The following is a 23,198-nucleotide window of genomic DNA, read 5'->3' on the forward strand; positions in this document are numbered from 1 at the left end:
CCGTGGCCGCGCCGCCGCTGCCGGTGCGCGACGGTCTCGGCCCCGATCGGCTGCGGCTGCCGGTGACCGATCCGGCCCGCACGATCCTGGGGTTCCTGCACCGCGCCGAACCCGGTGAGGACTGGCAGCGCCACGTCGCGGCCGGGGAACTCGTCGACGAGCACGGCCGGCCGGTGACCGAGGACACCGGCTACCAGCCGGGTCGGTTCGTGTACTTCTACCGCGAGCCGCCGCCGGAGGTGCCGGTGCCGTTCCCGGTGACCGTCCTGCACCGCGACGAGGGGCTGGTCGTCGTGGACAAGCCGCACTTCCTGGCGACGATCCCGCGGGGCGCGCACATCCGGGAGACGGTGGTGGTACGGCTGCGCCGCGAACTCGGTCTGCCGGAGCTGGTGCCGGTGCACCGTCTGGACCGGATGACGGCGGGCGTGCTGCTGTGCACCGTCGACCCGGCGTTGCGGGGGCTGTACCAGCAGCTGTTCGAACGGCAGCGGGTGCGCAAGGTGTACGAGGCGATCGCCCCCTACCGGCCCGGACTCGAGTTCCCCCGCACGGTGCGCAGCCGCATCCGGAAGCGGCACGGTGAGCTCACGGCGGTGGAGGAGCCCGGCGAGGCCAACTCCGAGACGTGGATCGAGTTGGTGGAGCGGCGCGGCGCGCTGGCCCGGTACCGGCTCCATCCCCGGACCGGGCGCACCCATCAGCTGCGGCTGCACCTGAACTCGCTGGGCGCGCCGATCGTGGGGGACAACTTCTATCCGCGGCTGCGGCGCCGCGCGCCGGACGACTTCTCCGATCCGTTGCGCCTGCTGGCGCGGACCGTCGAGTTCGACGATCCGCGCACCGGGCGGCGGCGCCGGTTCGACAGCGGCCTCACCCTCGGGTTCTGACGGTCCGGCGGGGGACACTGGGTGCGGGAGCGTGCCGCGGTCATGAAACAATGAACCCCCGTGAAGACCTTCGATTCCCTGTTCGCCGAGCTGTCCGAGCGTGCCGTCACCCGTCCCGAGGGGTCCGGCACCGTCGCCGCCCTCGACGCCGGGGTCCATGCCCAGGGCAAGAAGGTGATCGAGGAGGCCGGCGAGGTGTGGATCGCCGCCGAGTACCAGAGCGACGAACAGCTGGCGGAGGAGATTTCGCAGTTGCTGTACTGGGTGCAGGTGCTGATGGTCGGCCGGGGACTGAAGCTCGAGGACGTCTACAAGCATCTGTGACGGCGCGCCGCCGGGCCGTGGCCCGTGGCCGGCCGTCGTGCCCGCGAGACCTCCCGCACGTTTTCCCGCCCCTTGCTGTTCGCACCGTTGCCGAAAGGACCGTCCATGCTGCGCGTCGCAGTTCCGAACAAGGGCTCGTTGTCCGAGTCCGCCGCCGAGATCCTGCGTGAGGCCGGATACCGGCGCCGCACCGACTCGCGCGATCTGACCGTCATCGACCCGGTCAACGACGTCGAGTTCTTCTTCCTGCGCCCGAAGGACATCGCCATCTACGTCGGGTCCGGCGAGCTCGATCTGGGGATCACCGGCCGCGATCTGGCGTTGGATTCGGCGGCGCCGGTCACCGAGCGTCTCGCGCTGGGTTTCGGGTACTCCACGTTCCGGTACGCCGCGCCCAGGGGCCGGGACTGGAAGGTCGAGGATCTGGCCGGTCTGCGGATCGCCACCTCGTATCCGAATCTGGTGCGGCGGGACCTGGCGGCGCGGGGGATCGAGGCGACGGTGATCCGTCTCGACGGTGCGGTGGAGATCTCCATTCAGCTCGGCGTCGCCGACGCGATTGCCGATGTCGTCGGCTCGGGCCGGACGCTGCGCCAGCACGATCTGGTGGCGTTCGGGGAGTCGCTGTGCGACTCGGAGGGTGTGCTGATCGAACAGGAGGGCGCGAGCCGCGGGGATTCGGCGCGCAATCAGCTCGTCGCCCGCATCGAGGGCGTGGTGTTCGCGCAGCAGTACGTGATGCTCGACTACGACTGCCCCAAGCCGGTGCTCGACGAGGCCGTGCAGATCACGCCGGGGCTGGAGTCACCGACGATCTCCCCGCTGGCCGACGATTCGTCGGTGGCGGTGCGGGCGATGGTGCCGCGCAAGGGTCACAACGCGGTGATGGATCGGCTCGCCGGGATCGGGGCGCGGGCGATCCTGGCCACGGACATCCGGTCGTGCCGCGCGATGCGCGGCGTCGAGTAGCCGCGGCCGAGCGCCCGGCGCGTCAGCGCCCGGGGCAGGTGCCGGGGGCGGCGGTGCCGGCGAGACGCTGTTCGGTCCAGGTGAGCAGGTCGGGTACGAGCGGGGAGTCCTCGGCGACGAGCCCGAGGTGGTCCCGGCCGGGATAGGTGCGGTAGTCCAGGGCCCAGTTCTCGGCGCAGCGGTCGCGCACGTAGCCGTCCTGCACGGCGGCGGTGACGAGGGAATCGGTGGCGCCCTGCGCGAGCAGGACGGGCACGGCCATCGTGCCGGTGGGGACGTTCTCCGCGAGGCGGCGGCCGAGGGGTCCGGTAGTGGGGTCGGTGCGCAGCACGGATCGGTCGCGACTGAGCGAGAGTGCCGACAGGACCGAGACGTAGACGGCGGGTTCGGACAGGCACCTCGTCGCCATCTCGCGCACGAGGGTGCGGGCGGCGGGCCCGACGTAGGTGTCGCCGTCGACGTCGTCGTAGACCGCGGTGTAGGCGGCGAGGACGTACGAGGCGAACACGCTGCCGCCGGGAACGGTGTCGAGTCCGGTGGTCAGCGCGACGGTGTCGCTGGCGGGGGCCATCACGGCGATCCCGGCGACGGGTGTGTCCGGGGCGTAGGTGGGGGCGAGCAGCCCCGCCCACAGGGCCGCGTGCCCGCCCTGCGAGTGCCCCCACACGACGGTGCGGTCGGCGAGGTCGAGGTGGTCGAGCTGGTGGGCTGCGCGCACAGCGTCGAGCACCGAGCGTCCTTCGCCCTGCCCGATCAGGTACGGGTGCGGGCCTGCGGTGCCCAGGCCGACGTAGTCGGTGGCCACCAGAGCCCAGCCGCGGTCGAGGAGCGCGGACTCGGCGGGCAGGGCGCCGGCGCCGAGCGGGTCGTCGAGGAGGGTGGGCGCGCAGGGTTCGGCGAAACCGGTGGTCCCGTGGGCCCAGGCGATCACCGGTCGAGGTCCGGGCGGGGCGTTCTTCGCGACCACGACCAGGGCGCTGGCCACGGCGGGCTGGTTGTCGTCGCGGGTGGTGGTGTAGAGGATGCGCCAGGCCTCGGCGCCGTCGGGGACGGCGCGGGTGAACGGTTCGGCGCGCAGCAGCGCGCCGGGATGATCGGGCATCCGGTGCGGTGCGGTGTAGAACGCGTCGACGACGGGGGAGCCGGCGCGCAGGCGGACCGCGACGCCGGCTGCGGCGACGGCCACGAGCAGCGCGAGAACCGCCACGGCCGGTCGCCGGTACCGGGCCGGGGTGCGGCGGGGCGCCGTCGGGGTGGGGCCGGGGGTGCGGTCGTCGAGGGCGGCGAGTCCGTCGCCGATGCGGGTGAGGCCGAAGAACACGGTGCGGATGCCGAACAGGAAGGCGACGACGAGGACCGTGACGTCGGGCCAGCGCCAGGCGAGGACACCGAACACGATGTCGGCGAGGCCGAGGACTGCGGTGGTGAGTCGCTCGTCGAGGTCGCCGCGGGCGGCGCGGGCCAGACGCAGGGCGCCGCCGACGACGAGGGCGAGCGCGACGGCGGGGGCGAGCAGATCCAGGGTCCGGCCGAGCCAGGCGAGGACGACGATGCCGAACCCGATCCAGGCGAGGGCAGTGGCGATGGCCGCCGCACCGGCGTGGGAGCGGTGCGCGGCGAGCAGGTCGGCGGCGCCGGCGGTGATCGCGGCCAGGCCGATCAGCAGGCCCAGCGCGGACAGTGAGGTCAGCGGTCTCGTCGTGAGCAGCAGGCCGAGCAGCAGACAGACGAGTCCGAGGAGCACGGACGTCCACCACGGTGCCGTGCGCAGCGCGGCGGTGGCGGCGCGGGCTCGGCGGTGGGGACCGGTCGCGGGCATGTCGTCCTCCCCTGGCGCCGACCGAAATGTCCGGTCGAGTGTGGCACGGTCCGCGGGCGTCCGCCCGGTGATCGGTGGTCGGTGCCCGCGGCGGGGTCAGCGGGGGCGGACCTGCACGGTCTGCGCGATCCGTCCGACGGCGCCGTCCTCGTCGTACAGCACGCCGGCGGTCATGCCCACCCCGTCCGGGCCGGTGGAGGTCTCGGCGCTGATGCCGATCCATTCGCCGGTCGGTTCCCGGAACAGGTGCACCGTCAGGTCGGTGTTGAGGAATGTCCACTCGGCGGGGTCGAGCTTGGAGCCGACACCGTTGGCGACGTCGGCGACGGTGAACAGCCGCTCCACGGGGGTGGGGGCTTCGCCCTCGACGAGTGCGACGTCGGTGCGCAGCCACGCTGCCGACGGCCCGGGCGCCCCGATGGGGGTGATGGTGCGCCAGTCCAGGGTGCGCACGAACCCGGTCTGCCAGAAGTCGGCGTCGGGGTGTTCGACGGTGCCGCGAGCGGGTGGCGGCAGCGGCGCGTCGGCGGTGTGGGCGACCTCGGGCAGTTCGGTGGTCTGCATGCGCCAGGCGGTGCCGCGGGCCACGGCGCGGGCGGTGCCGTCGGGGCCGGCGGCCCACAGCTCGGCGACGACGAGTTCGACCTTGCGGCCGGGGCGGTCGATGCGGGTGCGGACCTCGATCTCGGTCAGCGGCACCGGGCCGAGCAGTTCGACGCAGATGCGGGTCAGTCGGGCGTCGGGTCGTCGGCCGTGGCGGTCGAGGGCGCGGGCCAGCAGCGCGGACGGCGGGGCGCCGTGCTGCATCGTCGGTGCCCACGTGCTGACGGTGTGCGCGGTGGGCTGGAAGCGTTCGACGTCGGCGCTGGGGTTGCTCCCGTCGATCGGCACGAAGTACGCCGCGTCGCTCACTCGTTCGTCTCCTCCTCGGTGCGGTCCGCACCGGCGTGTTCGTCCGGGCGGTCCGGATAGGGCGGGGCGGTGCCGCCGAATGCCGGGCACCGCACCCGATGATCGCACCACCGGCACAGCGGTCCCGGGTTGGGCCGGAAGTCCTGTGCGTCGGTCGCGGTGCGCACGGCCGCCCAGAGGGCGCGCAGGGTGGTCTCGAAGCGGCGCAGCTCGTCCCGGTCGGGGGTGTAGTCGAGCACCTGTCCGTCCGCGAGGTACAGCAGTCGCAGCCGCGCCGGCACCACGCCGCGGGTGCGCAGCATCACCAGGGCGTAGAACTTCAGTTGGAACAGTGCCGCCGCCTCGCCGTCGGGCCGGGGGGAGCGGCCGGTCTTGTAGTCGACCACGCGCAGCAGGCCCTGCGGGGAGATGTCGAGCCGGTCGACGAAGCCGCGCAGCCGCGGCCCGTCGTCCAGGTCGGTCTCCACCCGCAGCTCGCACGCCTCGGGGGTGAACGCGGTGGGGTCCTCGAGGGTGAAGTAGCGGGCGAGCAGGGCGCGGGCCTCGGCGAGGAACCGGTCGCGCTGGTCCTCGCCGATCACCTCGGCGAGGGCGGGTTCGTGCTCGACGAGCCGCCGCCAGGCCGGTGCCACCAGCTCGGCGGCGGGGGCGGGCAGCCGGTCGGCGGCGGGCAGGGTGAACAACGCTTCGAGGGCTGCGTGGACGAGACTGCCGCGCAGCTGGGCTCGCGACGGGACCTCCGGGATGCGGTCGATCGCCCGGAACCGGTAGAGCAGGGGGCAGCGTTTGAAGTCGGCGGCACGGGACGGCGACAGCGCCGGTGGCCGCGGTGCCGCGGGCCGGTCGTCGGTGGGGGGCGTGGTCGCGGCCGGGTTCACACCTGGCAGGGTATGGCCCGGGACCGACACGGTGTCGGTCCCGGTGGAGCGGACGAAGGTGGATACGGCGATGGCAGCAGGTGGACTCGGGCGCAGCGGACCGTTCGAGGTCGGTGACCGGGTGCAGCTCACCGACGCCAAGGGCCGCAAGTACACGGTGGTGCTCGAGGCGGGCAAGGAGTTCCACACCCACCGGGGCGGGATCCTGCACGACGCGCTGCTCGGCGCGGACGAGGGCAGCGTCGTCACCTCCACGAACGGCACCCCGTATCTGGCGTTGCGGCCGCTGCTGACGGACTACGTGCTGTCCATGCCGCGTGGGGCGCAGGTGATCTACCCGAAGGACGCCGCGCAGATCGTGCACGAGGGTGATGTGTTCCCCGGCGCCCGGGTACTCGAGGCCGGTGCCGGTTCGGGTGCGCTGACCTGTTCGCTGCTGCGGGCGGTGGGACCGACCGGCCGGGTGGTGTCCTACGAGGTGCGCGAGGATCACGCCGAGCATGCGGTGCGCAACGTCGAGACCTTCTTCGGGCAGCGTCCCGGGAACTGGGATCTGACGGTGGGGGACGTCGCGGACTACGACCTGGACCGGCACGGTCCGGTCGACCGGGTGGTGCTGGACATGCTGGCCCCGTGGGATGCTCTGCCGACGGCGGCGAAGGCGCTGGTGCCCGGTGGGGTGCTGATCGTGTACGTGGCGACGGTGACTCAGCTGTCGAAGGTGGTCGAGGCGCTGCGGGAGCAGACCTGCTGGACGGAACCGCGGTCGTGGGAGTCGATGGTGCGCGGCTGGCACGTGGTGGGTCTGGCGGTGCGGCCGGAGCACCGGATGCAGGGGCACACCGCGTTCCTGGTCAGCGCCCGCCGTCTCGCCGAGGGCACCGTCACGCCGAAGCCGCAGCGCCGGCCGAGCAAGGGCTGATCCGGCCGGGGGCCGAGCGCTCGGTCACCGGCAGGTCAGGGACCCCATCGCCAGGACCTGGCAGGTGCTCTCGTCCGCCAGGTGCCAGGTTCCGTCCTCCCGCTCGAACGTCATCGGCATCGGGGCGCCGCCGTGCGGGCCGGTGACCTGCACGGTCGCCGTGACCGTGTCGCCGTCGACGGACTCGACGGTGTCGACGTCGGCGGTGAGCGGGTAGCCGGCGAGCACCCCGTTGAACTGTTCGAGCAGCGCGGCCCGCGCCGCGCCGTTCTCGACGATCGCGGTCTTGTCGGCCGCCGGCACCGCCGGGTCGAAGAACGTCGCCAGCACGGCGTCGAGTTCGGCCGCGGACGCGGCGGACGGGGCGGCGGTGGACTGGACGGCGGTGGACTGGACGGCGGTGGACGACCCGCCGGCACCGGTGGAGTCGCCGGTGGCGCAGGCCGGCAGCGCGGTCAGTGCGGTGGCGGCGACGGCGGCAGCTGCCCACCTGGTGCGAGTGGTCACGGAAGTCCTTTCGACCCGGCTGCGAGAAAGGCAAGGCTAACATCGGTCGCGGGGTCCTGGATCGCCGCCGTGAGGAATCCGACACGCATTCGCCGCATGCCGATTTCGCGTCGCACCACACAGTCGGCCGTCTGCCGGTAGCGTGGAATGACCGATAGTGGAGGGAGTCGCACATGAGCTCGACAGAGAACCCGGATTCGGTTGCGGCGGCACAAGAACTCGAAGCGCTGCGCGCCGAGGCGACCGCCCTGCGGCGGCGGCTCGTCGAACCGTCCGAACAGGTCCGTGACCTCGAGGCCCGGATCGACTCCCTGACCGTGCGCAACGGCAAGCTGATGGACACCCTCAAAGAGGCCCGCCAGCAGCTGATCACCCTGCGCGAGGAAGTCGACCGGCTCGGTCAGCCCCCCAGCGGTTACGGGGTGCTGCTCGGCATCTACGACGACCAGACCGTGGACGTGTTCACCTCCGGCCGCAAGATGCGGGTCACCGTGTCCCCGAACCTCGAACCCGAGTCGTTCGTCTCCGGACAGACGGTCCGGTTGAACGAGGCGCTGACCGTCGTCGAAGCCGGCGGCTTCGAGCGGGTCGGGGAGATCACCACCTTGCGCGAGGTCCTCGACGACGGCACCCGCGCCCTCGTGGTCGGACACGCCGACGAGGAACGCATCGTGTGGCTGGCCGCGCCGCTGGCCGCCGCGGCGGCAGCCGCGGCCGGGATCGTCGAGGTCGGCGAGGGCGGCGAGGACACCGAAGCGTCGTTCAAGCTGCGGCCGGGCGACTCGCTGCTGGTCGACAGCAAGGCCGGGTACGCCTTCGAGCGCATCCCCAAGGCCGAGGTCGAGGACCTCGTCCTCGAAGAGGTTCCCGACGTCGACTACAACGACATCGGTGGCCTCGGCCGGCAGATCGAACAGATCCGCGACGCGGTGGAACTGCCGTTCCTGCACAAGGACCTGTTCCGGGAATACGCGCTGCGCCCACCCAAGGGGGTGCTGCTCTACGGCCCGCCCGGCTGCGGCAAGACCCTCATCGCCAAGGCCGTCGCCAATTCGCTCGCCAAGAAGATCGCCGAGGCCCGCGGCGAGGATTCGAAGGAGGCCAAGTCCTACTTCCTCAACATCAAGGGCCCCGAACTGCTCAACAAGTTCGTCGGCGAGACCGAACGCCACATCCGGTTGATCTTCCAGCGGGCGCGGGAGAAGGCGTCCGAAGGCACCCCGGTGATCGTGTTCTTCGACGAGATGGACTCGATCTTCCGCACCCGCGGCTCCGGGGTGTCCTCCGACGTCGAGACCACGGTGGTGCCGCAGCTGCTGTCGGAGATCGACGGTGTCGAGGGCCTCGAGAACGTCATCGTGATCGGCGCGTCCAACCGGGAGGACATGATCGACCCGGCGATCCTGCGGCCCGGCCGGCTCGACGTGAAGATCAAGATCGAACGGCCCGACGCCGAGGCGGCACTGGACATCTTCTCCAAGTACCTCACCGAGGGACTGCCGGTGCACGCCGACGACCTCGCCGAGTTCGGCGGGCACCGCGGTGCGTGCGTGCGCGCGATGATCGAACGGGTCGTCGACCGGATGTACGCCGAGAGCGAGGAGAACCGCTTCCTCGAGGTGACGTACGCCAACGGTGACAAGGAGGTCCTGTACTTCAAGGACTTCAACTCCGGGGCGATGATCCAGAACATCGTCGACCGCGCCAAGAAGTACGCGATCAAGTCGGTGCTCGAGACCGGGGCACCGGGTCTGCGGGTGCAGCACCTGCTCGACTCCATCGTCGACGAATTCGCCGAGAACGAGGACCTGCCCAACACCACCAACCCGGACGACTGGGCACGGATCTCGGGCAAGAAGGGCGAACGCATCGTCTACATCCGTACCCTGGTCACCGGTAAGAACGCCAGCGCCAGCCGGGCGATCGACACCGAGTCGAACACCGGCCAGTACCTGTGACGCGGTCCCGGTGGGGCCGCCGCACCGAGCGGCGGCCCCACCGGGCCCCGACGCGACCGGCAGGAGGGTGAGCGTGCCGCTGCCCTTTGCCCTCGCCCGGTTCAACCGGGTGGTCACCAACCGGCTCGCCCGGCCCGTCGCCGGGCACCTGCCGGGCACGGCGGTCGTCGAACATCGCGGCCGGCGCAGCGGGCGCCGCTATCGCACCCCGGTGCTGGTGTTCGGCCGCGCAGGCGGCTACCGCATCGCACTGACCTACGGTTCCCGGACCGACTGGGTGCGCAACGTGCGTGCCGCGGGCGGCTGCACCCTGCACCACCGCGGCCGCCGTCTCGACCTCGTCGACCCCGTCCTCGGCCGCGACCCGACGGCGGGCTGGGCGCCGCCCGGGGTCCGCCAGGTTCTGCGCGCGACCGGCTCGGTGGAGTTTCTCGACACCGCCGTCGCCCCACCTTCCGCCCGTCCCGGCCCGCCCGACCCGGCGCCGATCGCCTAACCTCGACGTCATGCAGCGGATCATCGGCATCGAGGTCGAGTACGGGATCTCCTCACCCAACGAGCCCACAGCGAACCCGATCCTCACGTCCACCCAGGCGGTGCTGGCGTACGCGGCCGCTGAGGGCGTGCCCCGCGCCAAGCGCACCCGCTGGGACTACGAGGTCGAATCCCCCCTGCGCGACGCCCGCGGCTTCGACCTGGGCCGGTTCAACGGCCCGGCCCCGGTCATCGACGCCGACGAGGTCGGCGCCGCCAACATGATCCTCACCAACGGCGCCCGGCTGTACGTCGACCACGCCCACCCGGAGTACTCGGCGCCGGAGGTCACCGACCCCCTCGACGCGGTCATCTGGGACAAGGCCGGCGAACGGGTGATGGAGGCGGCCGCCCGGCACGCCTCGAGCGTGCCCGGCGCGCCGCGCCTGCAGTTGTACAAGAACAACGTCGACGGCAAGGGCGCCTCGTACGGCACCCACGAGAACTACCTCATGGCCCGCGACACGCCGTTCTCGGCGGTGGTCGCGGGGTTGACCCCGTTCTTCGTCTCCCGGCAGGTGATCACCGGCTCCGGCCGGGTCGGCATCGGCCAGTCCGGCGACGAGGCCGGATTCCAGTTGTCGCAGCGCGCCGACTACATCGAGGTCGAGGTCGGGCTCGAGACCACCCTCAAGCGGGGCATCATCAACACCCGCGACGAGCCGCACGCCGACGCCGACAAGTACCGGCGCCTGCATGTGATCATCGGCGACGCCAACCTCGCCGAGATGTCGACCTACCTCAAGGTCGGCACCACCGCGCTGGTGCTGGATCTGATCGAGGCCGGTGTGGACCTGTCGGATCTGCAGCTGGCGCGGCCGGTCACCGCCGTGCACCACATCAGCCACGACCCCACGCTGCGCAAGACCGTGGCCCTGACCGACGGCCGGGAGCTGACCGGCCTGGCCCTGCAGCGGATCTACCACGAGCGGGTCGCGACGTTCCACGACGGCACCGACGACAAGCGGGTCCGCGACATCCTCGACAAGTGGGCGATGGTCCTCGACCTGCTCGAACGCGACCCCATGGACTGCGCGCACCTGCTGGACTGGCCGGCGAAACTGCGCCTGCTCGAGGGGTTCCGCAACCGGGAGGGCCTGGCGTGGTCGGCACCGCGGCTGCATCTGGTGGACCTGCAGTACTCCGACGTGCGGCTGGACAAGGGCCTGTACAACCGGCTCGTCGCCCGCGGCTCGATGGAGCGCCTGGTCGCCGAGCAGGATGTGCTCGACGCGGTGCATACCCCGCCGTCGGACACCCGCGCGTTCTTCCGCGGCGAATGCCTGCGCCGGTTCGGCGCCGACATCGCCGCCGCCAGCTGGGACTCGGTGATCTTCGACCTGGGCGGCGAATCGCTGGTGCGCATCCCCACCCTCGAGCCGCTGCGCGGCAGCCGCGCGCACGTCGGCAAGTTGCTCGACTCGGTGGATTCGGCGGCCGCGCTGGTCGACGAACTGACCAGCTGACCCGCCCGGGCGGGCGCGACACGCGCGTAGTCGCGCGGAGTGTCGCATCTGCTCGGTAGGGTGGAGGTCCGAGCAGTCGGTGCTCGCGCCGGTCGCGGCCGGGGCGGGCCCCACGAACGAACGAGGAGGTCGACCGCTATGGCTCAGGAGCGGACCACACGCGGTGGCGGAGGCGACGACGACGAGGTCGTCGGCGACGGCGGTGCCGGTCAGGAACGACGCGAGAAGCTCGCGGCCGAGACCGACGACCTGCTCGACGAGATCGACGACGTGCTCGAGGAGAACGCCGAGGACTTCGTGCGTGCGTACGTGCAGAAGGGCGGCCAGTGACAGCGGAGCGTTCGCCGATCCCGTTCCCCGTCCACCCGCCGCACATGCCGTTCGGTTCCCCGCTGTCCTCGTTCTCCGACCACCTGCGCCTGCACGCGCCGGAACTGCTGCCGGAGAACCGTCCCGGGCTGCGCGGCGCCGACGCGGACATCGCCCCGCACGGCACCACGATCGTCGCGGTGACGTTCGCCGGTGGGGTGCTGATCGCCGGTGACCGGCGCGCCACCATGGGCAACATGGTGGCCAGCCGGGACGTGCAGAAGGTGTTCGTCACCGACAGCTACTCCGCGGCCGGGATCGCCGGCACCGCCGGGCTGGCCGTCGAGCTCGTGCGCCTGTTCGCGGTGGAACTCGAGCACTACGAGAAGATCGAAGGTGTCCCGCTGACCTTCGACGGTAAGGCCAACCGGTTGTCGTCGATGGTGCGCGGCAACCTCGGGGCCGCGATGCAGGGCCTGGCGGTGGTCCCGCTGCTGGTCGGCTACGACCTCGAGGCACCGGACCCGCAGCGCGCCGGCCGGATCGTGTCCTACGACGTGGTGGGGGGCCGCTACGAGGAGCGCGCCGGCTACCACGCGGTGGGCTCGGGGTCGTTGTTCGCCAAGTCGTCGCTCAAGAAGCTCTACCGCGCCGACGCGGACCAGGCGGCGGCGCTGCGCACCGTCGTCGAGGCCCTCTACGACGCCGCCGACGACGACACCGCCACCGGCGGCCCGGACACCGCCCGCGGCATCTATCCCACCGCGGTGGTCATCACCGCCGACGGCGCTGTCGAGGTACCGGAGCAGACATTGTCCGAGCTGGCCCGCACCGTCGTCGCGGACCGCACCGTCACCGAGTCCGGGCAGGGAGGTGCGCTGTGACGCTGCCGTACTATGCGTCCGCCGAGCAGATCATGCGCGATCGCTCGGAACTGGCGCGCAAGGGCATCGCGCGGGGCCGCAGTGTGGTCGTGCTGATCTACGCCGACGGGGTGGTGTTCGTTGCCGAGAACCCGTCGAAGGCCCTGCACAAGGTCAGTGAACTGTACGACCGCATCGGATTCGCCGCGGTCGGCAAGTACAACGAGTTCGAGAACCTGCGGCGCGCCGGGATCGTGCACGCCGACATGCGCGGCTATTCCTACGACCGGCGCGATGTGACCGTGCGGTCGCTGGCCAACGCCTACGCCCAGACCCTGGGCACCATCTTCACCGAGCAGCCCAAGCCGTACGAGGTGGAGATCTGCGTCGCCGAGGTCGGCCGCGCCGAGTCCGCCGACACGGCGCAGCTGTACCGCATCACCTACGACGGGTCGATCGTCGACGAACCGCAGTTCGTGGTGATGGGTGGGCACACCGAACCCATCGCCACCGCGCTACGCGAGTCGTACCGGCCGGGGCTGTCCCTCGCCGAGGCGGTGCAGGTCGCAGTGCAGGCCTTGCAGCAGGTGCCCGCCGCCGGACCCGAGAACGGCACCCGGGTGCTCGGCCGCGCCGAACTCGAGGTGGCGGTGCTCGAGAAGCCCCGCCCGCGCCGCGCGTTCCGCCGCATCACCGGCGCCGCGCTCGACCAGTTGCTGCCGGGCAGTGACACCGCCGGGGCGGGCAGTGACACCGCCGGGGCGGACGGAGCGGAGCCCGCTCAGGGTTCCTGATCGACGGGCCGGTAGACGGTCAGCGCGCCGGGGGCGCTGCGGAACTCGAACCGCGTGCCCTCGGCGAGGACCTCACCGTCGGTGGCCAGGGCGACCCGCCCGTCACGCACCCGCACCGACAGCGCCGGCGCATCGCGCCGCACGTGGATCGGGGACCCGGCGAGGCTGCCGGTGGCCGCGGCCGCGAGCAGTCGCGTCCGCGACCAGTGCAGATCGGCCCGCAGATACCGCACGTCCAGGGTCCCGGTGTCGAGGCGGGGCCGTGACATCGGCACCCGATCGTCCGGTGCGTACCGTCCGTTGCCGACGAACAGCAACCACACCGCGGTGGGCACCCCGTCCAGCGACACCCGCAGCGGGCTCGCGGTCGCGAGGACCGCGGCCAACGCCGCCGCGGCGGCCGGCCACTTGCCGATCCGCGGCTCCCAGCGTTCGCGCAGCCGCACCGAGTCCGGATAGCCGCCCACGCTGGCGGTGTTGACGAACACCGGGCCACCCTCCGGCCCGGACCTGTCGACCTGTACCCGGCCGAGATCCACGCGCTGGGCCTGCCCGCGCTCGACCGCGCGCACGGTCTGCTCCAGGTCGAGCAGCCCGGCGTCGCGCGCGAAATGGTTCAGGGTGCCGCCCGGGAACACCGCCAGCGGCAGGCCGTGCGCCACGGCCGCGCCGGCCGCGGCCCGCACGGTGCCGTCCCCGCCGTGTACGCCGAGCGCCGCGGGGGCGTGCTCGGCGACGTACCGGTCGAGTTGGGCGGTGAACTCCTGGTCCGGGTCGAGGACGATCACCCGTGCCCGGGGCAGCGCCGCGGCGATCGCGTCCGCGCCGTCGTCCCGGCCCGCGTCGGGGTTGACCAGCACCAGCAGGTCCCGGCCCTGCGGCAGGGCGGGGGCCGGGGCGGGTGGGCCCAGCCGGGCGGGCTCCTCGGTGCGGACCGCCCACCAGCGCCGTGTGGCCAGGGCCACCGCCGTGCCGAGGGCGACGCCGGTGACCACGTCGGCCGGCCAGTGCACCCCGGTGTGCACCCGGGAGTAGGCGACCGCCGCGGCCACCGGCGCGAGCACGGCCCCCGCCAGCGGGGATTCGAGGGCCATCCCGGTGGCGAAGGCCGCCGCCGACGCCGAATGCCCGGACGGGAACGACGACGAGCGTGGCGTCGGCAGCGAGCGGCGCAGCGGCCCGTCCTGCCGGGCCGGGGGGCGGCGGCGCGGCAGCAGCGGCTTGAGCACCCCGTTGGCCAGGGCGCTGGCCCCGCCCAGGGCCAGCAGGCCGCGGACGGCGCCGCGCCGGGGCCGTCCGCCCATCGCGGCGCACGCCGCGGCGCAGCCCAGCCACAGCCGACCGTGGTCGGCGGCGCGGCTCAGGCCGCGCAGCACGGGGTCGGCGGGGGAGGGCCGCAGGGCGGCGCTGCCCGCGAACAGGGACCGGTCCAGGCGTGTCAACAGTGCGGGGGCGAACATCACGGGTTCGACGGTAATCCCGTTGCGGCTCATGCTCGGTGATTCCGCGCGGTACTGTCGAAGTGTGCAGCGACGAATCATGGGCATCGAGACGGAGTTCGGCGTCACGTGCACCTTCCACGGGCACCGGCGGCTGAGCCCGGACGAGGTCGCCCGGTATCTGTTCCGCCGGGTGGTGTCCTGGGGGCGCAGCTCGAACGTGTTCCTCCGCAACGGGGCGCGCCTGTACCTGGACGTCGGGTCGCACCCGGAGTACGCCACGGCCGAATGCGACGACCTTCTCCAGCTCGTCGAGCACGATCACGCCGGCGAGCGGGTGCTCGAGGAACTGCTGATCGACGCCGAGCAGCGCCTCGCCGAGGAGGGCATCGGCGGGGACATCTACCTGTTCAAGAACAACACCGACTCGGCCGGCAACTCCTACGGCTGCCACGAGAACTACCTCGTGGTGCGGGCGGGGGAGTTCTCCCGCATCTCGGACGTGCTGCTGCCGTTCCTGGTGACGCGGCAGTTGATCTGCGGCGCCGGGAAGGTGCTGCAGACCCCCAAGGCGGCCACGTTCTGCCTGTCGCAGCGCGCCGAGCACATCTGGGAGGGCGTGTCGTCGGCGACCACCCGGTCCCGGCCGATCATCAACACCCGCGACGAGCCGCACGCCGACGCCGAGAAGTACCGGCGGTTGCACGTGATCGTCGGGGACTCGAACATGTCCGAGACCACCACGATGCTCAAGGTCGGCTCCGCGTCGCTGGTGCTCGAGATGATCGAGGCCGGGGTGGCGTTCCGCGACTTCGCGCTCGACAATCCGATCCGGGCCATCCGGGAGGTCAGCCACGACCTGACCGGGCGCAGGCCGGTGCGCCTGGCCGGTGGCCGGCAGGCCAGCGCCCTCGACATCCAGCGCGAGTATCACGGCCGGGCGGTGGAGTACCTGCGCACCCGCGAACCCGATCCGCACGTCGAGCAGGTGGTGGATCTGTGGGGCCGGGTGCTCGACGCGGTCGAGTCGCAGGACTTCGCGAAGGTCGAAACCGAGGTCGACTGGGTGATCAAGCGCAAGCTGTTCCAGCGCTACCAGGACCGCTACGACCTGGAGCTGTCCGACCCGAAGATCGCCCAGCTGGACCTGGCGTACCACGACATCAAACGCGGGCGCGGGGTGTTCGACCTGCTTCAGCGCAAGGGCCTGGCCACGCGGCTGACCGACGACGAGTCCGTCGACGCGGCCGTGCACACCCCGCCGCAGACCACCCGGGCGAAGCTGCGCGGCGACTTCATCGCCGCCGCGCAGGACGCGGGCCGCGACTTCACCGTGGACTGGGTGCACCTCAAGCTCAACGATCAGGCGCAGCGCACGGTCCTGTGCAAGGACCCGTTCCGCTCGGTCGACGAACGCGTCGAACGGCTCATCGCCTCGATGTAGGAGCGCCCCGGGGTCGCCGGCAGAGGGGCCTGCGTCCGGTAACCGGGTCGACCGGCGGGCGGGGGATTAGGCTGCACCGCGTGGCGAATTCCAAAGTCGAGCGGCTGGTGAACCTGGTCATCTGCCTGTTGTCCACCCGCCAGTTCCTCACCGCCGAGAAGATCCGCGCCTCCGTCGCCGGATACGACGACTCGGGCAGCGACGAGGCGTTCAGTCGCATGTTCGAACGCGACAAGAACGAGCTGCGCGATCTGGGGATCCCCCTCGAGACCGGCATGCCGTCCCGGTTCTCCACCGTCGAGGGCTACCGCATCAACCGCGACGCCTACGAACTGCCCGAGATCGAACTGACCAGCGCCGAGGCCGCGGCGGTCGCGGTGGCGGCGGCGCTGTGGGAGTCGCCGGAGCTCACCTCCGCGGCGCAGGGCGCGCTGCTCAAGCTGCGCGCCGCCGGGGTGCAGGTCGATGCCGATCCGGCGGGCGCGATCACCGCGATGCCCACCCGCAGTCGCGGTTCCGAGCCGGTGCTGGGGCGGTTGCTCGCCGCCGTCGACGCGCGCCGCGCGGTGCGGTTCCGGCACCGCAGTTCCCCGACCGACCCGTGGACCGAGCGCACCGTCGAGCCGTGGGGGGTGGTCACGGTGCACGGTCGCTGGTATCTGGTGGGGTTCGACCGGGACCGGGGGGCGCCGCGCACCTTCCGGCTCTCCCGGATCGACGACGACATCACCGAGTTCGGTCCTGCCGGGGCCGTGCGGATCCCCGAGGGGGTGGACCTGCGGGCGCACGCCCGCGCCGCCACCGCCACCGGCGACGTGACCGGTCATGCCCGGGTGTGGGTCGCGGACGGGCGCGCATTCGAACTGCGCCGGCTCGGCACCGAGCACGAGCGCCGCGTGGTGGGCGCCCGGCCCGGCACGGTCCTGGACGTGCCGGTGCGGTCGTGGGAGTGGATCGGGCGGGTGATCGCCGGGCAGGGCGCCGACGCGCTGGTGCTCGACCCGCCGGAGTTGCGCGAGGAGGTGCGCCGCACCCTGGGCCGGGTGCTGGCCACCCCGACGGTCGCGGCCGGCGCCGGCACGAACAGCGGCGTGGCCGCCGAGCGGGGGGAGCACCGATGAGCACACGTCTGTCCGGTCGGCTGACCCGGCTGCTGAACCTGGTGCCCTACTTCCTGGCCCATCCGGGGATCAGCGCCGCCGAGGCCGCGCGCGATCTCGGGGTCACCCCGAAGCAGATCATGGACGACCTGAATCAGCTGTGGGTGTGCGGGCTGCCCGGCTACGGTCCCGGCGACCTGATCGATCTGTCGTTCTCCGAGGACAGCATCGTGGTCACCTTCACCGCCGGGATCGACCGGCCGCTGCGGCTGACGTCCACCGAGGCCACGGCGCTGCTGGTGGCGTTGCGGTCGCTGGTGGAGATGCCCGGTGTGGTCGACCCCACCGCGGCGCTCGGGGCGATCGCGAAGATCGAGGCGGCGGCCGGCACGGCCGCGGCCACCGCCCGCCCCCCGGCCCCCACACCTCCGGTCGCCGAGGATCCGGTGGCGGCGACGGTGCGGTCGGCCGTGCAGCACGGACGGGCGCTGCACCTGACCTACTATTCGGCCTCCCGCGACGCGGTGTCCGAACGCGACGTCGATCCGATCCGGATCGTGCTGGTCGGGGAGCAGACCTACCTGCAGGCCTGGTGCCGCGCCGCCGACGGGGTGCGGCTGTTCCGGTTCGACCGCATCGACGCCGCCACCGAACTCGACGAACCGGCGGATCCGCCCGAGCGGGCGCTGGACGAGGACGACCACCTCGACCTGTTCGCGGGGGACCCGGCGCTGCCGGCGGCACGGTTGCGCATCGAGTCCGGCTACGGGTGGCTGCTCGACTACTATCCGCTCACCGATGTGCAGGCCCACGAGGACGGCGTCGTCGACGCGGTGATGCACTACGCGTCGCTGGACTGGATGGCGCGCCTGGCCGTCGGCCTCGGCGCGGGGGTGCGGGTGCTCGGCCCGCCGGAGCTGGTCGCGGCGGTGCGGGACCGGGCGCAGGCGGCGCTGACGGCGTACGACGCGCTCGCCGGGAACGGTGTGTGAAGCCGCTGCGAACTCCCTGTGAACGCCCCTGTGCGGCGCGCCGCGGCAAGGGCGGTCCGGTAGCATCGACGCCAGCAGATCAGTGGAGGTTGATAATGGGTGCAATGAGCCCCTGGCACTGGGCCATCGTCGCGATCGTCGTGATCATCCTGTTCGGTTCGAAGAAGCTGCCCGATGCGGCTCGCGGTCTCGGCCGGTCGCTGCGCATCTTCAAGAGCGAGGTCAAGGAGATGCAGAACGACGATGCGCGCCCCGCGCAGCAGCCGGCTCCGAGCCCGTTGCCGCCGGCCCAGCCGCCCCAGGCCCCCGTGGAGCCGCAGACGCAGACGTCGCAGCCCGAATCGCGTTCGGCCTGACCGTACTACCCTGACCGGGACATCCGCGCGGATGTCCCGGTCCTCCGCTGATCCCGGCGGCCGTGACAGGAGCTGAGAACCGCACCGTGCGCATCCCGTTCGATCCGCGTCGAAGCCGACGCAAGACCAATCCCGACGGCACCATGTCGCTGGTCGAGCACCTCTACGAACTGCGCACCCGTCTGCTCATCGCCCTCGCCGCGGTGGTCCTCACCACGATCGTCGGGTTCGTCTGGTACAGCACCGGCCTGTTCGGGCTGCCGAGCCTCGGCGAGATCCTGCGGGGCCCCTACTGTGATCTGCCGGCGTCCGCGCGCGCCGACATCAGCCCCGACGACAGCTGCCGGCTGCTCGCCACCGGGCCGTTCGAGCAGTTCATGCTGCGGCTGAAGGTGGCGCTGACCGCGGGCATCGTGCTCGCCTGCCCGATCTGGCTGTACGAGCTGTGGGCGTTCATCACCCCCGGGCTGTATGCGAAGGAACGCCGCTACGCGATCGGGTTCGTCGTCTCCGGCGCGGCACTGTTCGTCGCGGGCGCCGTCCTGGCCTACCTGGTGGTCTCGCACGCGTTGTCGTTCCTGCTCACCGTCGGCAACGACGTGCAGGTCACCGCGCTGTCGGGCTCGGAGTACTTCGGGTTCATCATCAACCTGCTCGTGATCTTCGGGGTGTCCTTCGAGATCCCCCTCGTCATCGTCGCCCTCAACGCCGTCGGGATCCTCAGCTACGCCAAGCTCAAGGCGTGGCGGCGGGGGCTGATCATGGCGATGTTCGTCTTCGCGGCCGTCGCCACCCCGGGGCAGGACCCGTTCTCGATGCTGGCGCTGGCCGCGGCCCTGACCGTGCTGCTCGAGCTGGCCATCCAGATCGCCCGCCTCAACGACAAGCGCCGTGCCCGCCGCGACCGGGAACAGGGCTGGGGTGACCTCGACGACGACGAGAGCTCGCCGATCACCCCGCCGGCCCCGGTGCCGGCGCCCACCTCCACGCCGCCGCCCGGGCCCGCGTCCGCCGACTACTCCGACACCCTCTAGTCGCCTGTGACCGATTCACCCGACACCGGATCCACCACGCCCCCGCCGGCGTCCCGGCTCGCCGAGTTCACCGCCGGGCTGCCCTTCCCGCTCGACCCGTTCCAGGTGCAGGCCTGCCGCGCCCTCGAGGGCGGGCACGGCGTGCTCGTGTGCGCCCCCACCGGCGCCGGCAAGACCGTGGTCGGGGAGTTCGCCGTGCATCTGGCGCTGCGTGCCGGCAGCAAGTGCTTCTACACCACCCCCATCAAGGCACTGAGCAACCAGAAGTATGCCGATCTGGTCGCCCGCTACGGCAAGGCCGCGGTCGGGCTGCTCACCGGTGATCAGTCCGTCAACCCGGACGCCCCGGTGGTGGTGATGACCACCGAGGTGCTGCGCAACATGCTCTACGCGTCCTCGACCACCCTGATCGGGCTGACCCACGTGGTGATGGACGAGGTGCACTTCCTCGCCGACCGGTTCCGCGGCGCGGTGTGGGAGGAGGTCATCCTGCACCTGCCCGAGGACGTGCGCCTGGTCAGCCTGTCCGCGACCGTCTCCAACGCCGAGGAGTTCGGTGACTGGATGGAGACCGTGCGCGGGGACACCGCCGTCGTCGTCGACGAGGTGCGGCCCATTCCGCTGCACCAGCACGTCATGGTCGGTCCCCGCATCTTCGACCTGTTCGAATCCGCCGCACACCCGGACGCGGCGGACGGCACCGGTCGCCGCGGGGTCGTGGTCAACCGGGAACTCGTCGAGCAGGTGCGCCGCCGCGCCGTCCTCGACTCGGCCGGCCGGTGGGGCGGGCCCCGCGGGCGCATTGGGTTCCGGCCGCTGCCGCGCCCGGAGGTCGTCGCCCGCCTCGACCGGGAGGGGTTGTTGCCGGCGATCACGTTCGTCTTCAGCCGCGCCGGCTGCGACGCCGCCGTCGGTCAGTGCCTGCGCGCCGGGCTGCACCTGACCTCCGAGGCCGAGATCGCGCAGATCCGGGCGGTCGTCGACGAGCACACCGGCGACCTGCCGCGCGCAGACCTCGAGGTGCTCGGCTTCCGGGAGTGGCGCGCCGCCCTCGAACGCGGCATCGCCGCCCACCATGCCGGCATGCTCCCGGCGTTCCGGCACACCGTCGAGGATCTGTTCGTCCGCGGCCTGGTGCGCGCGGTGTTCGCCACCGAAACCCTCGCCCTGGGCATCAACATGCCGGCCCGCACCGTGGTGCTCGAGAAGCTGGTCAAGTACAACGGCGAAACCCACGCCGAACTCACCCCGGGCGAGTACACCCAGCTCACCGGGCGGGCCGGACGGCGCGGCATCGACGTCGAGGGCCACGCGGTGGTGCTGTGGCAGCCGGGTCTCGAGCCCGCCGACGTCGCCGGGCTCGCCTCCACCCGCACGTTCCCGCTGCGCAGCTCGTTCCGCCCGTCGTACAACATGGCGGTCAACCTGATCGACGCGGTCGGCGCCGAACACTCGCGGGCACTGCTGGAACGGTCCTTCGCGCAGTTCCAGGCGGACAAGTCGGTCGTCGGCCTGACCCGTGGCATCGAGCGCAACGAGAAGACCCTCGCCAAGCTGCGCGACCAGCTCGGCGGCGAGGACGGCGAGATCCTCGACTACCTGCAGCTGCGCGAGGAACTGACCCAGCTCGAACGTGCCCGCGAACGCCAGGCGCGGCAGGACCGCCGGCAGGCGGCGGTCGCGTCGCTGCTCGCGCTGCGCCGCGGCGACATCGTCGCCATCCCCGGCGGCCGACGCACGGGCCTGGCCGTCGTCCTCGAGACCGACACCGATGTCACCGATCCCCGGCCGCTCGTGGTCACCGCGGACGCCTGGTCCGGCCGGGTGTCGGCCGCGGACTTCCCGGCCCCGGCGACCGCATTGGGGAAGCTCCGGCTGCCCCGGCACGCCGACGCCCGCACCGCCCGGGCCCGCCGGGACCTCGCATCGGCGCTGCGCAGCACCGGGATTTCCGCGCCGCGCCGACCCAAGCGCGCCAAGCACGGCGACAGCCGCGAAATCGACACGCTGCGGCGGCGGCTGCGCCGGCATCCGGCCCACCAGCATCCCGATCTCGACCGTCTCGCCCGGCTCGGGGAACGCTACAACCGGCTGGGCCGGGAGGTGGCCCAGATGCGCCGCCAATCCGCGGCCACCACCAATTCCCTCGCGCGCACCTTCGAGCGGATCGTCGCGTTGCTGACCGAGCGGGGCTACCTCACCGCCGGCGACGATCCGTCGACCACCGAGGCGGGGGAGCGGCTCGCCCGCATCTACAGCGAGAGCGACCTGCTGGTCGCCGAATGCCTGCGCCACGGGGTGTGGGCCGGGCTCTCGCCCGCCGAGCTCGCCGCGGTCGTCTCGGCCGTGGTGTACGAAGCCCGCGCCGAGGAGGGCGCCACCGAGTACGGGCCGACCGGGCCGCTGCGTCGCGCGCTCGCCGACACCGTCCGTCTGTGCGGACAGCTGCGCGCCGACGAGGTCCGCTTCAAGCTGCCCCCGACCCGGGAACCGGATCCCGGATTCGTCGACGCCATCTACACGTGGGTGAGCACCCAGTCGTTGACCGAGGCTCTGCTCGCCGCCGGCACCGCCGGACGTGACCTGTCGGCGGGCGATTTCGTGCGCTGGTGCCGGCAGGTCATCGATCTGCTCGATCAGATCCGCACCGGCGCCGTCGACCCGCAGCTCGCCAAGACGGCCGCCCGCGCGATCGGCGCGATCCGGCGCGGTGTCGTCGCGGTCGATGCGGCGTGAAGACACCGCGTGTGGTTTGATACGCGCGCTGCCACACGGCTTCCTCGTGATGGGTGGGGTGCTACGACTACGGTAATTGGACACAGCGAAGGCAGGTGGAGGCGACAATGAGCGGTCCGCACGACCCGCAGGATTCCGACGATTCGACCAAGCAGTGGGCGCCGTCGCCCCCGCCGTCCTCCGGAGCCGAGCAGGGGCCGGCACCGACGCAGGCGTTCGGCACACCGCAGCAGGGCCAGGCTCCCGGGCAGTCGTGGGCTCAGCAGGGCCCAGGCCAGCCCCAGCAGGGCCAGCCGCAGTGGGGGCAGCCGCAGCAGGGCCAGCCGCAGCAGGGCCAGTGGGGACAGCAGCAACCCGGTCAGCCGCAAGGCCAGCAATGGGGGCAGCAGCCCGGCCAGCAGTGGGGACAACCGCAGCAGGGCCAGCCGCAGCAGGGCCAGTGGGGACAGCAGCAACCCGGTCAGCCGCAAGGCCAGCAATGGGGACAGCAGCCCGGCCAGCAGTGGGGACAACCGCAGCAGGGCCAGCCGCAACAGGGCCAGTGGGGACAGCAGCAACCCGGTCAGCCGCAAGGCCAGCAATGGACCGGCGCGAACCAGTGGAATGCCGGTGCACCGCAGACGAAGTCGAAGACCGGCCTGATCGTCGGCCTGGCCGTCGCTGCGCTCGTGCTGATCGGGGCGATCATCGGCGCCGTCCTGCTCTTCGGCGGCACCGACACCCTCGACCCCGAGGCCGCGCAGGCCGGCGTCGAGAAGGTCCTCACCGAGTCGTACGGCGCAACCGACGTCTCCGACGTGCAGTGCCCGGACGGCGAAGAAGTCAAGGCGGGCAACAGCTTCGAGTGCACCCTCACGGTGGACGGGCAGTTCCGGACGGTGACCTTGACCTTCACCGACGACGAGGGCACCTACGAGGTCAGCCGGCCCAACTGAGCACGCCGGTCCGTCGC

At 72.1% G+C, this 23,198-nt stretch carries 22 protein-coding genes; 17 read left to right on the top strand and 5 right to left on the bottom strand.

Annotation, left to right across the window (positions count from 1 at the left end):
- The first annotated feature begins 2 nt into the window (after positions 1-2).
- The 3 genes from F1734_RS14260 (at position 3) to hisG (ending at position 2,183) form a co-directional block, all read left to right on the top strand.
- Entirely contained in the window at positions 3-890 is an 888-nt protein-coding gene (locus F1734_RS14260) for a pseudouridine synthase (RefSeq protein WP_026138018.1), read from the top strand.
- A 60-nt stretch (positions 891-950) separates the two neighbouring features.
- Positions 951-1,214 (top strand): phosphoribosyl-ATP diphosphatase, encoded by a 264-nt coding sequence (locus tag F1734_RS14265; RefSeq protein ID WP_003937712.1) that lies wholly within the window; start codon positions 951-953, stop codon positions 1,212-1,214.
- A gap of 105 nt (positions 1,215-1,319) precedes the next feature.
- Positions 1,320-2,183: an ATP phosphoribosyltransferase gene (gene hisG / locus F1734_RS14270; RefSeq protein ID WP_010596462.1), complete on the top strand. Its 864-nt coding sequence runs from the start codon at positions 1,320-1,322 to the stop codon at positions 2,181-2,183.
- A 22-nt stretch (positions 2,184-2,205) separates the two neighbouring features.
- Here hisG and F1734_RS14275 read toward each other — a convergent pair whose 3' ends face one another.
- From F1734_RS14275 to F1734_RS14285, 3 genes are all read right to left on the bottom strand, one after another.
- Positions 2,206-4,002 (bottom strand): alpha/beta fold hydrolase, encoded by a 1,797-nt coding sequence (locus tag F1734_RS14275; RefSeq protein WP_072786404.1) that lies wholly within the window; start codon positions 4,000-4,002, stop codon positions 2,206-2,208.
- Between the two features lie 96 nt (positions 4,003-4,098).
- The gene (locus F1734_RS14280; protein WP_010596460.1) at positions 4,099-4,914 is read right to left on the bottom strand and encodes a thioesterase family protein; all 816 of its coding nucleotides are present in this window, start codon (positions 4,912-4,914) and stop codon (positions 4,099-4,101) included.
- Positions 4,911-5,792, bottom strand: coding sequence for a RecB family exonuclease (locus F1734_RS14285; protein ID WP_203010712.1), 882 nt, complete (start codon positions 5,790-5,792; stop codon positions 4,911-4,913). Before F1734_RS14285 ends, F1734_RS14280 begins: the two co-directional genes overlap by 4 nt.
- A gap of 70 nt (positions 5,793-5,862) precedes the next feature.
- Between F1734_RS14285 and F1734_RS14290 the strand changes: the two genes are divergently transcribed.
- Positions 5,863-6,714, top strand: coding sequence for a tRNA (adenine-N1)-methyltransferase (locus F1734_RS14290; protein WP_010596458.1), 852 nt, complete (start codon positions 5,863-5,865; stop codon positions 6,712-6,714).
- 24 nt (positions 6,715-6,738) lie between these two features.
- Here F1734_RS14290 and F1734_RS14295 read toward each other — a convergent pair whose 3' ends face one another.
- The gene (locus F1734_RS14295) at positions 6,739-7,221 is read right to left on the bottom strand and encodes a WKL family lipoprotein (RefSeq protein ID WP_140188617.1); all 483 of its coding nucleotides are present in this window, start codon (positions 7,219-7,221) and stop codon (positions 6,739-6,741) included.
- A 173-nt stretch (positions 7,222-7,394) separates the two neighbouring features.
- Here F1734_RS14295 and arc point away from each other — a divergent pair, with 173 nt between their 5' ends.
- The 6 genes from arc (at position 7,395) to prcA (ending at position 13,145) form a co-directional block, all read left to right on the top strand.
- Positions 7,395-9,179, top strand: coding sequence for a proteasome ATPase (arc, locus tag F1734_RS14300; protein WP_099527978.1), 1,785 nt, complete (start codon positions 7,395-7,397; stop codon positions 9,177-9,179).
- Between the two features lie 73 nt (positions 9,180-9,252).
- The gene (locus F1734_RS14305) at positions 9,253-9,675 is read left to right on the top strand and encodes a nitroreductase family deazaflavin-dependent oxidoreductase (RefSeq protein WP_203010713.1); all 423 of its coding nucleotides are present in this window, start codon (positions 9,253-9,255) and stop codon (positions 9,673-9,675) included.
- 10 nt (positions 9,676-9,685) lie between these two features.
- The gene (gene dop, locus F1734_RS14310; RefSeq protein ID WP_010596453.1) at positions 9,686-11,179 is read left to right on the top strand and encodes a depupylase/deamidase Dop; all 1,494 of its coding nucleotides are present in this window, start codon (positions 9,686-9,688) and stop codon (positions 11,177-11,179) included.
- Between the two features lie 138 nt (positions 11,180-11,317).
- Complete coding sequence (locus tag F1734_RS14315) at positions 11,318-11,509, top strand: ubiquitin-like protein Pup (RefSeq protein ID WP_003937722.1); 192 nt, start codon at positions 11,318-11,320, stop codon at positions 11,507-11,509.
- A gap of 44 nt (positions 11,510-11,553) precedes the next feature.
- Positions 11,554-12,372, top strand: coding sequence for a proteasome subunit beta (prcB, locus tag F1734_RS14320; RefSeq protein ID WP_017681810.1), 819 nt, complete (start codon positions 11,554-11,556; stop codon positions 12,370-12,372).
- On the top strand, positions 12,369-13,145 hold the full coding sequence (gene prcA / locus F1734_RS14325) for a proteasome subunit alpha (protein WP_064066610.1): 777 nt from the start codon (positions 12,369-12,371) through the stop codon (positions 13,143-13,145). The genes prcB and prcA overlap by 4 nt, the downstream gene beginning before the upstream one ends.
- Here the strand turns inward: prcA and F1734_RS14330 are convergent.
- On the bottom strand, positions 13,133-14,605 hold the full coding sequence (locus F1734_RS14330; RefSeq protein WP_203011872.1) for a bifunctional phosphatase PAP2/diacylglycerol kinase family protein: 1,473 nt from the start codon (positions 14,603-14,605) through the stop codon (positions 13,133-13,135). The genes prcA and F1734_RS14330 overlap by 13 nt on opposite strands.
- A gap of 64 nt (positions 14,606-14,669) precedes the next feature.
- Here F1734_RS14330 and pafA point away from each other — a divergent pair, with 64 nt between their 5' ends.
- The 7 genes from pafA (at position 14,670) to F1734_RS14365 (ending at position 23,181) form a co-directional block, all read left to right on the top strand.
- On the top strand, positions 14,670-16,028 hold the full coding sequence (pafA, locus tag F1734_RS14335; RefSeq protein ID WP_003937216.1) for a Pup--protein ligase: 1,359 nt from the start codon (positions 14,670-14,672) through the stop codon (positions 16,026-16,028).
- Between the two features lie 80 nt (positions 16,029-16,108).
- Complete coding sequence (locus F1734_RS14340) at positions 16,109-17,149, top strand: helix-turn-helix transcriptional regulator (protein ID WP_119699797.1); 1,041 nt, start codon at positions 16,109-16,111, stop codon at positions 17,147-17,149.
- Positions 17,146-18,120 carry a helix-turn-helix transcriptional regulator gene (locus F1734_RS14345; RefSeq protein ID WP_017682296.1) on the top strand — a complete coding sequence of 325 codons (975 nt, stop codon included), beginning with the start codon at positions 17,146-17,148 and terminating at the stop codon, positions 18,118-18,120. Before F1734_RS14340 ends, F1734_RS14345 begins: the two co-directional genes overlap by 4 nt.
- 95 nt (positions 18,121-18,215) lie before the next feature.
- The gene (gene tatA / locus F1734_RS14350) at positions 18,216-18,476 is read left to right on the top strand and encodes a Sec-independent protein translocase subunit TatA (RefSeq protein WP_026138124.1); all 261 of its coding nucleotides are present in this window, start codon (positions 18,216-18,218) and stop codon (positions 18,474-18,476) included.
- A gap of 86 nt (positions 18,477-18,562) precedes the next feature.
- Positions 18,563-19,510, top strand: coding sequence for a twin-arginine translocase subunit TatC (gene tatC, locus F1734_RS14355; RefSeq protein ID WP_017682297.1), 948 nt, complete (start codon positions 18,563-18,565; stop codon positions 19,508-19,510).
- A 6-nt stretch (positions 19,511-19,516) separates the two neighbouring features.
- Positions 19,517-22,246, top strand: a complete 2,730-nt coding sequence (locus F1734_RS14360; protein WP_203010714.1) for a DEAD/DEAH box helicase — start codon at positions 19,517-19,519, stop codon at positions 22,244-22,246.
- Positions 22,247-22,353: 107 nt separating this feature from the next.
- Positions 22,354-23,181, top strand: a complete 828-nt coding sequence (locus F1734_RS14365; RefSeq protein ID WP_203010715.1) for a DUF4333 domain-containing protein — start codon at positions 22,354-22,356, stop codon at positions 23,179-23,181.
- Positions 23,182-23,198 lie beyond the last annotated feature (17 nt).

Source organism: Rhodococcus ruber, from assembly GCF_016804345.1.
GTDB lineage: Bacteria > Actinomycetota > Actinomycetes > Mycobacteriales > Mycobacteriaceae > Rhodococcus > Rhodococcus ruber.

Coding starts and splice junctions, on each gene's coding strand:
- F1734_RS14365 (WP_203010715.1), top strand. CDS start 22,354: ATGAGCGGTCCGCACGACCCGCAGGATTCCGACGATTCGACCAAGCAG.
- F1734_RS14315 (WP_003937722.1), top strand. CDS start 11,318: ATGGCTCAGGAGCGGACCACACGCGGTGGCGGAGGCGACGACGACGAG.
- dop (WP_010596453.1), top strand. CDS start 9,686: ATGCAGCGGATCATCGGCATCGAGGTCGAGTACGGGATCTCCTCACCC.
- arc (WP_099527978.1), top strand. CDS start 7,395: ATGAGCTCGACAGAGAACCCGGATTCGGTTGCGGCGGCACAAGAACTC.
- F1734_RS14330 (WP_203011872.1), bottom strand. CDS start 14,605: ATGTTCGCCCCCGCACTGTTGACACGCCTGGACCGGTCCCTGTTCGCG.
- prcB (WP_017681810.1), top strand. CDS start 11,554: ATGCCGTTCGGTTCCCCGCTGTCCTCGTTCTCCGACCACCTGCGCCTG.
- F1734_RS14290 (WP_010596458.1), top strand. CDS start 5,863: ATGGCAGCAGGTGGACTCGGGCGCAGCGGACCGTTCGAGGTCGGTGAC.
- tatA (WP_026138124.1), top strand. CDS start 18,216: ATGGGTGCAATGAGCCCCTGGCACTGGGCCATCGTCGCGATCGTCGTG.
- F1734_RS14345 (WP_017682296.1), top strand. CDS start 17,146: ATGAGCACACGTCTGTCCGGTCGGCTGACCCGGCTGCTGAACCTGGTG.
- hisG (WP_010596462.1), top strand. CDS start 1,320: ATGCTGCGCGTCGCAGTTCCGAACAAGGGCTCGTTGTCCGAGTCCGCC.
- F1734_RS14275 (WP_072786404.1), bottom strand. CDS start 4,002: ATGCCCGCGACCGGTCCCCACCGCCGAGCCCGCGCCGCCACCGCCGCG.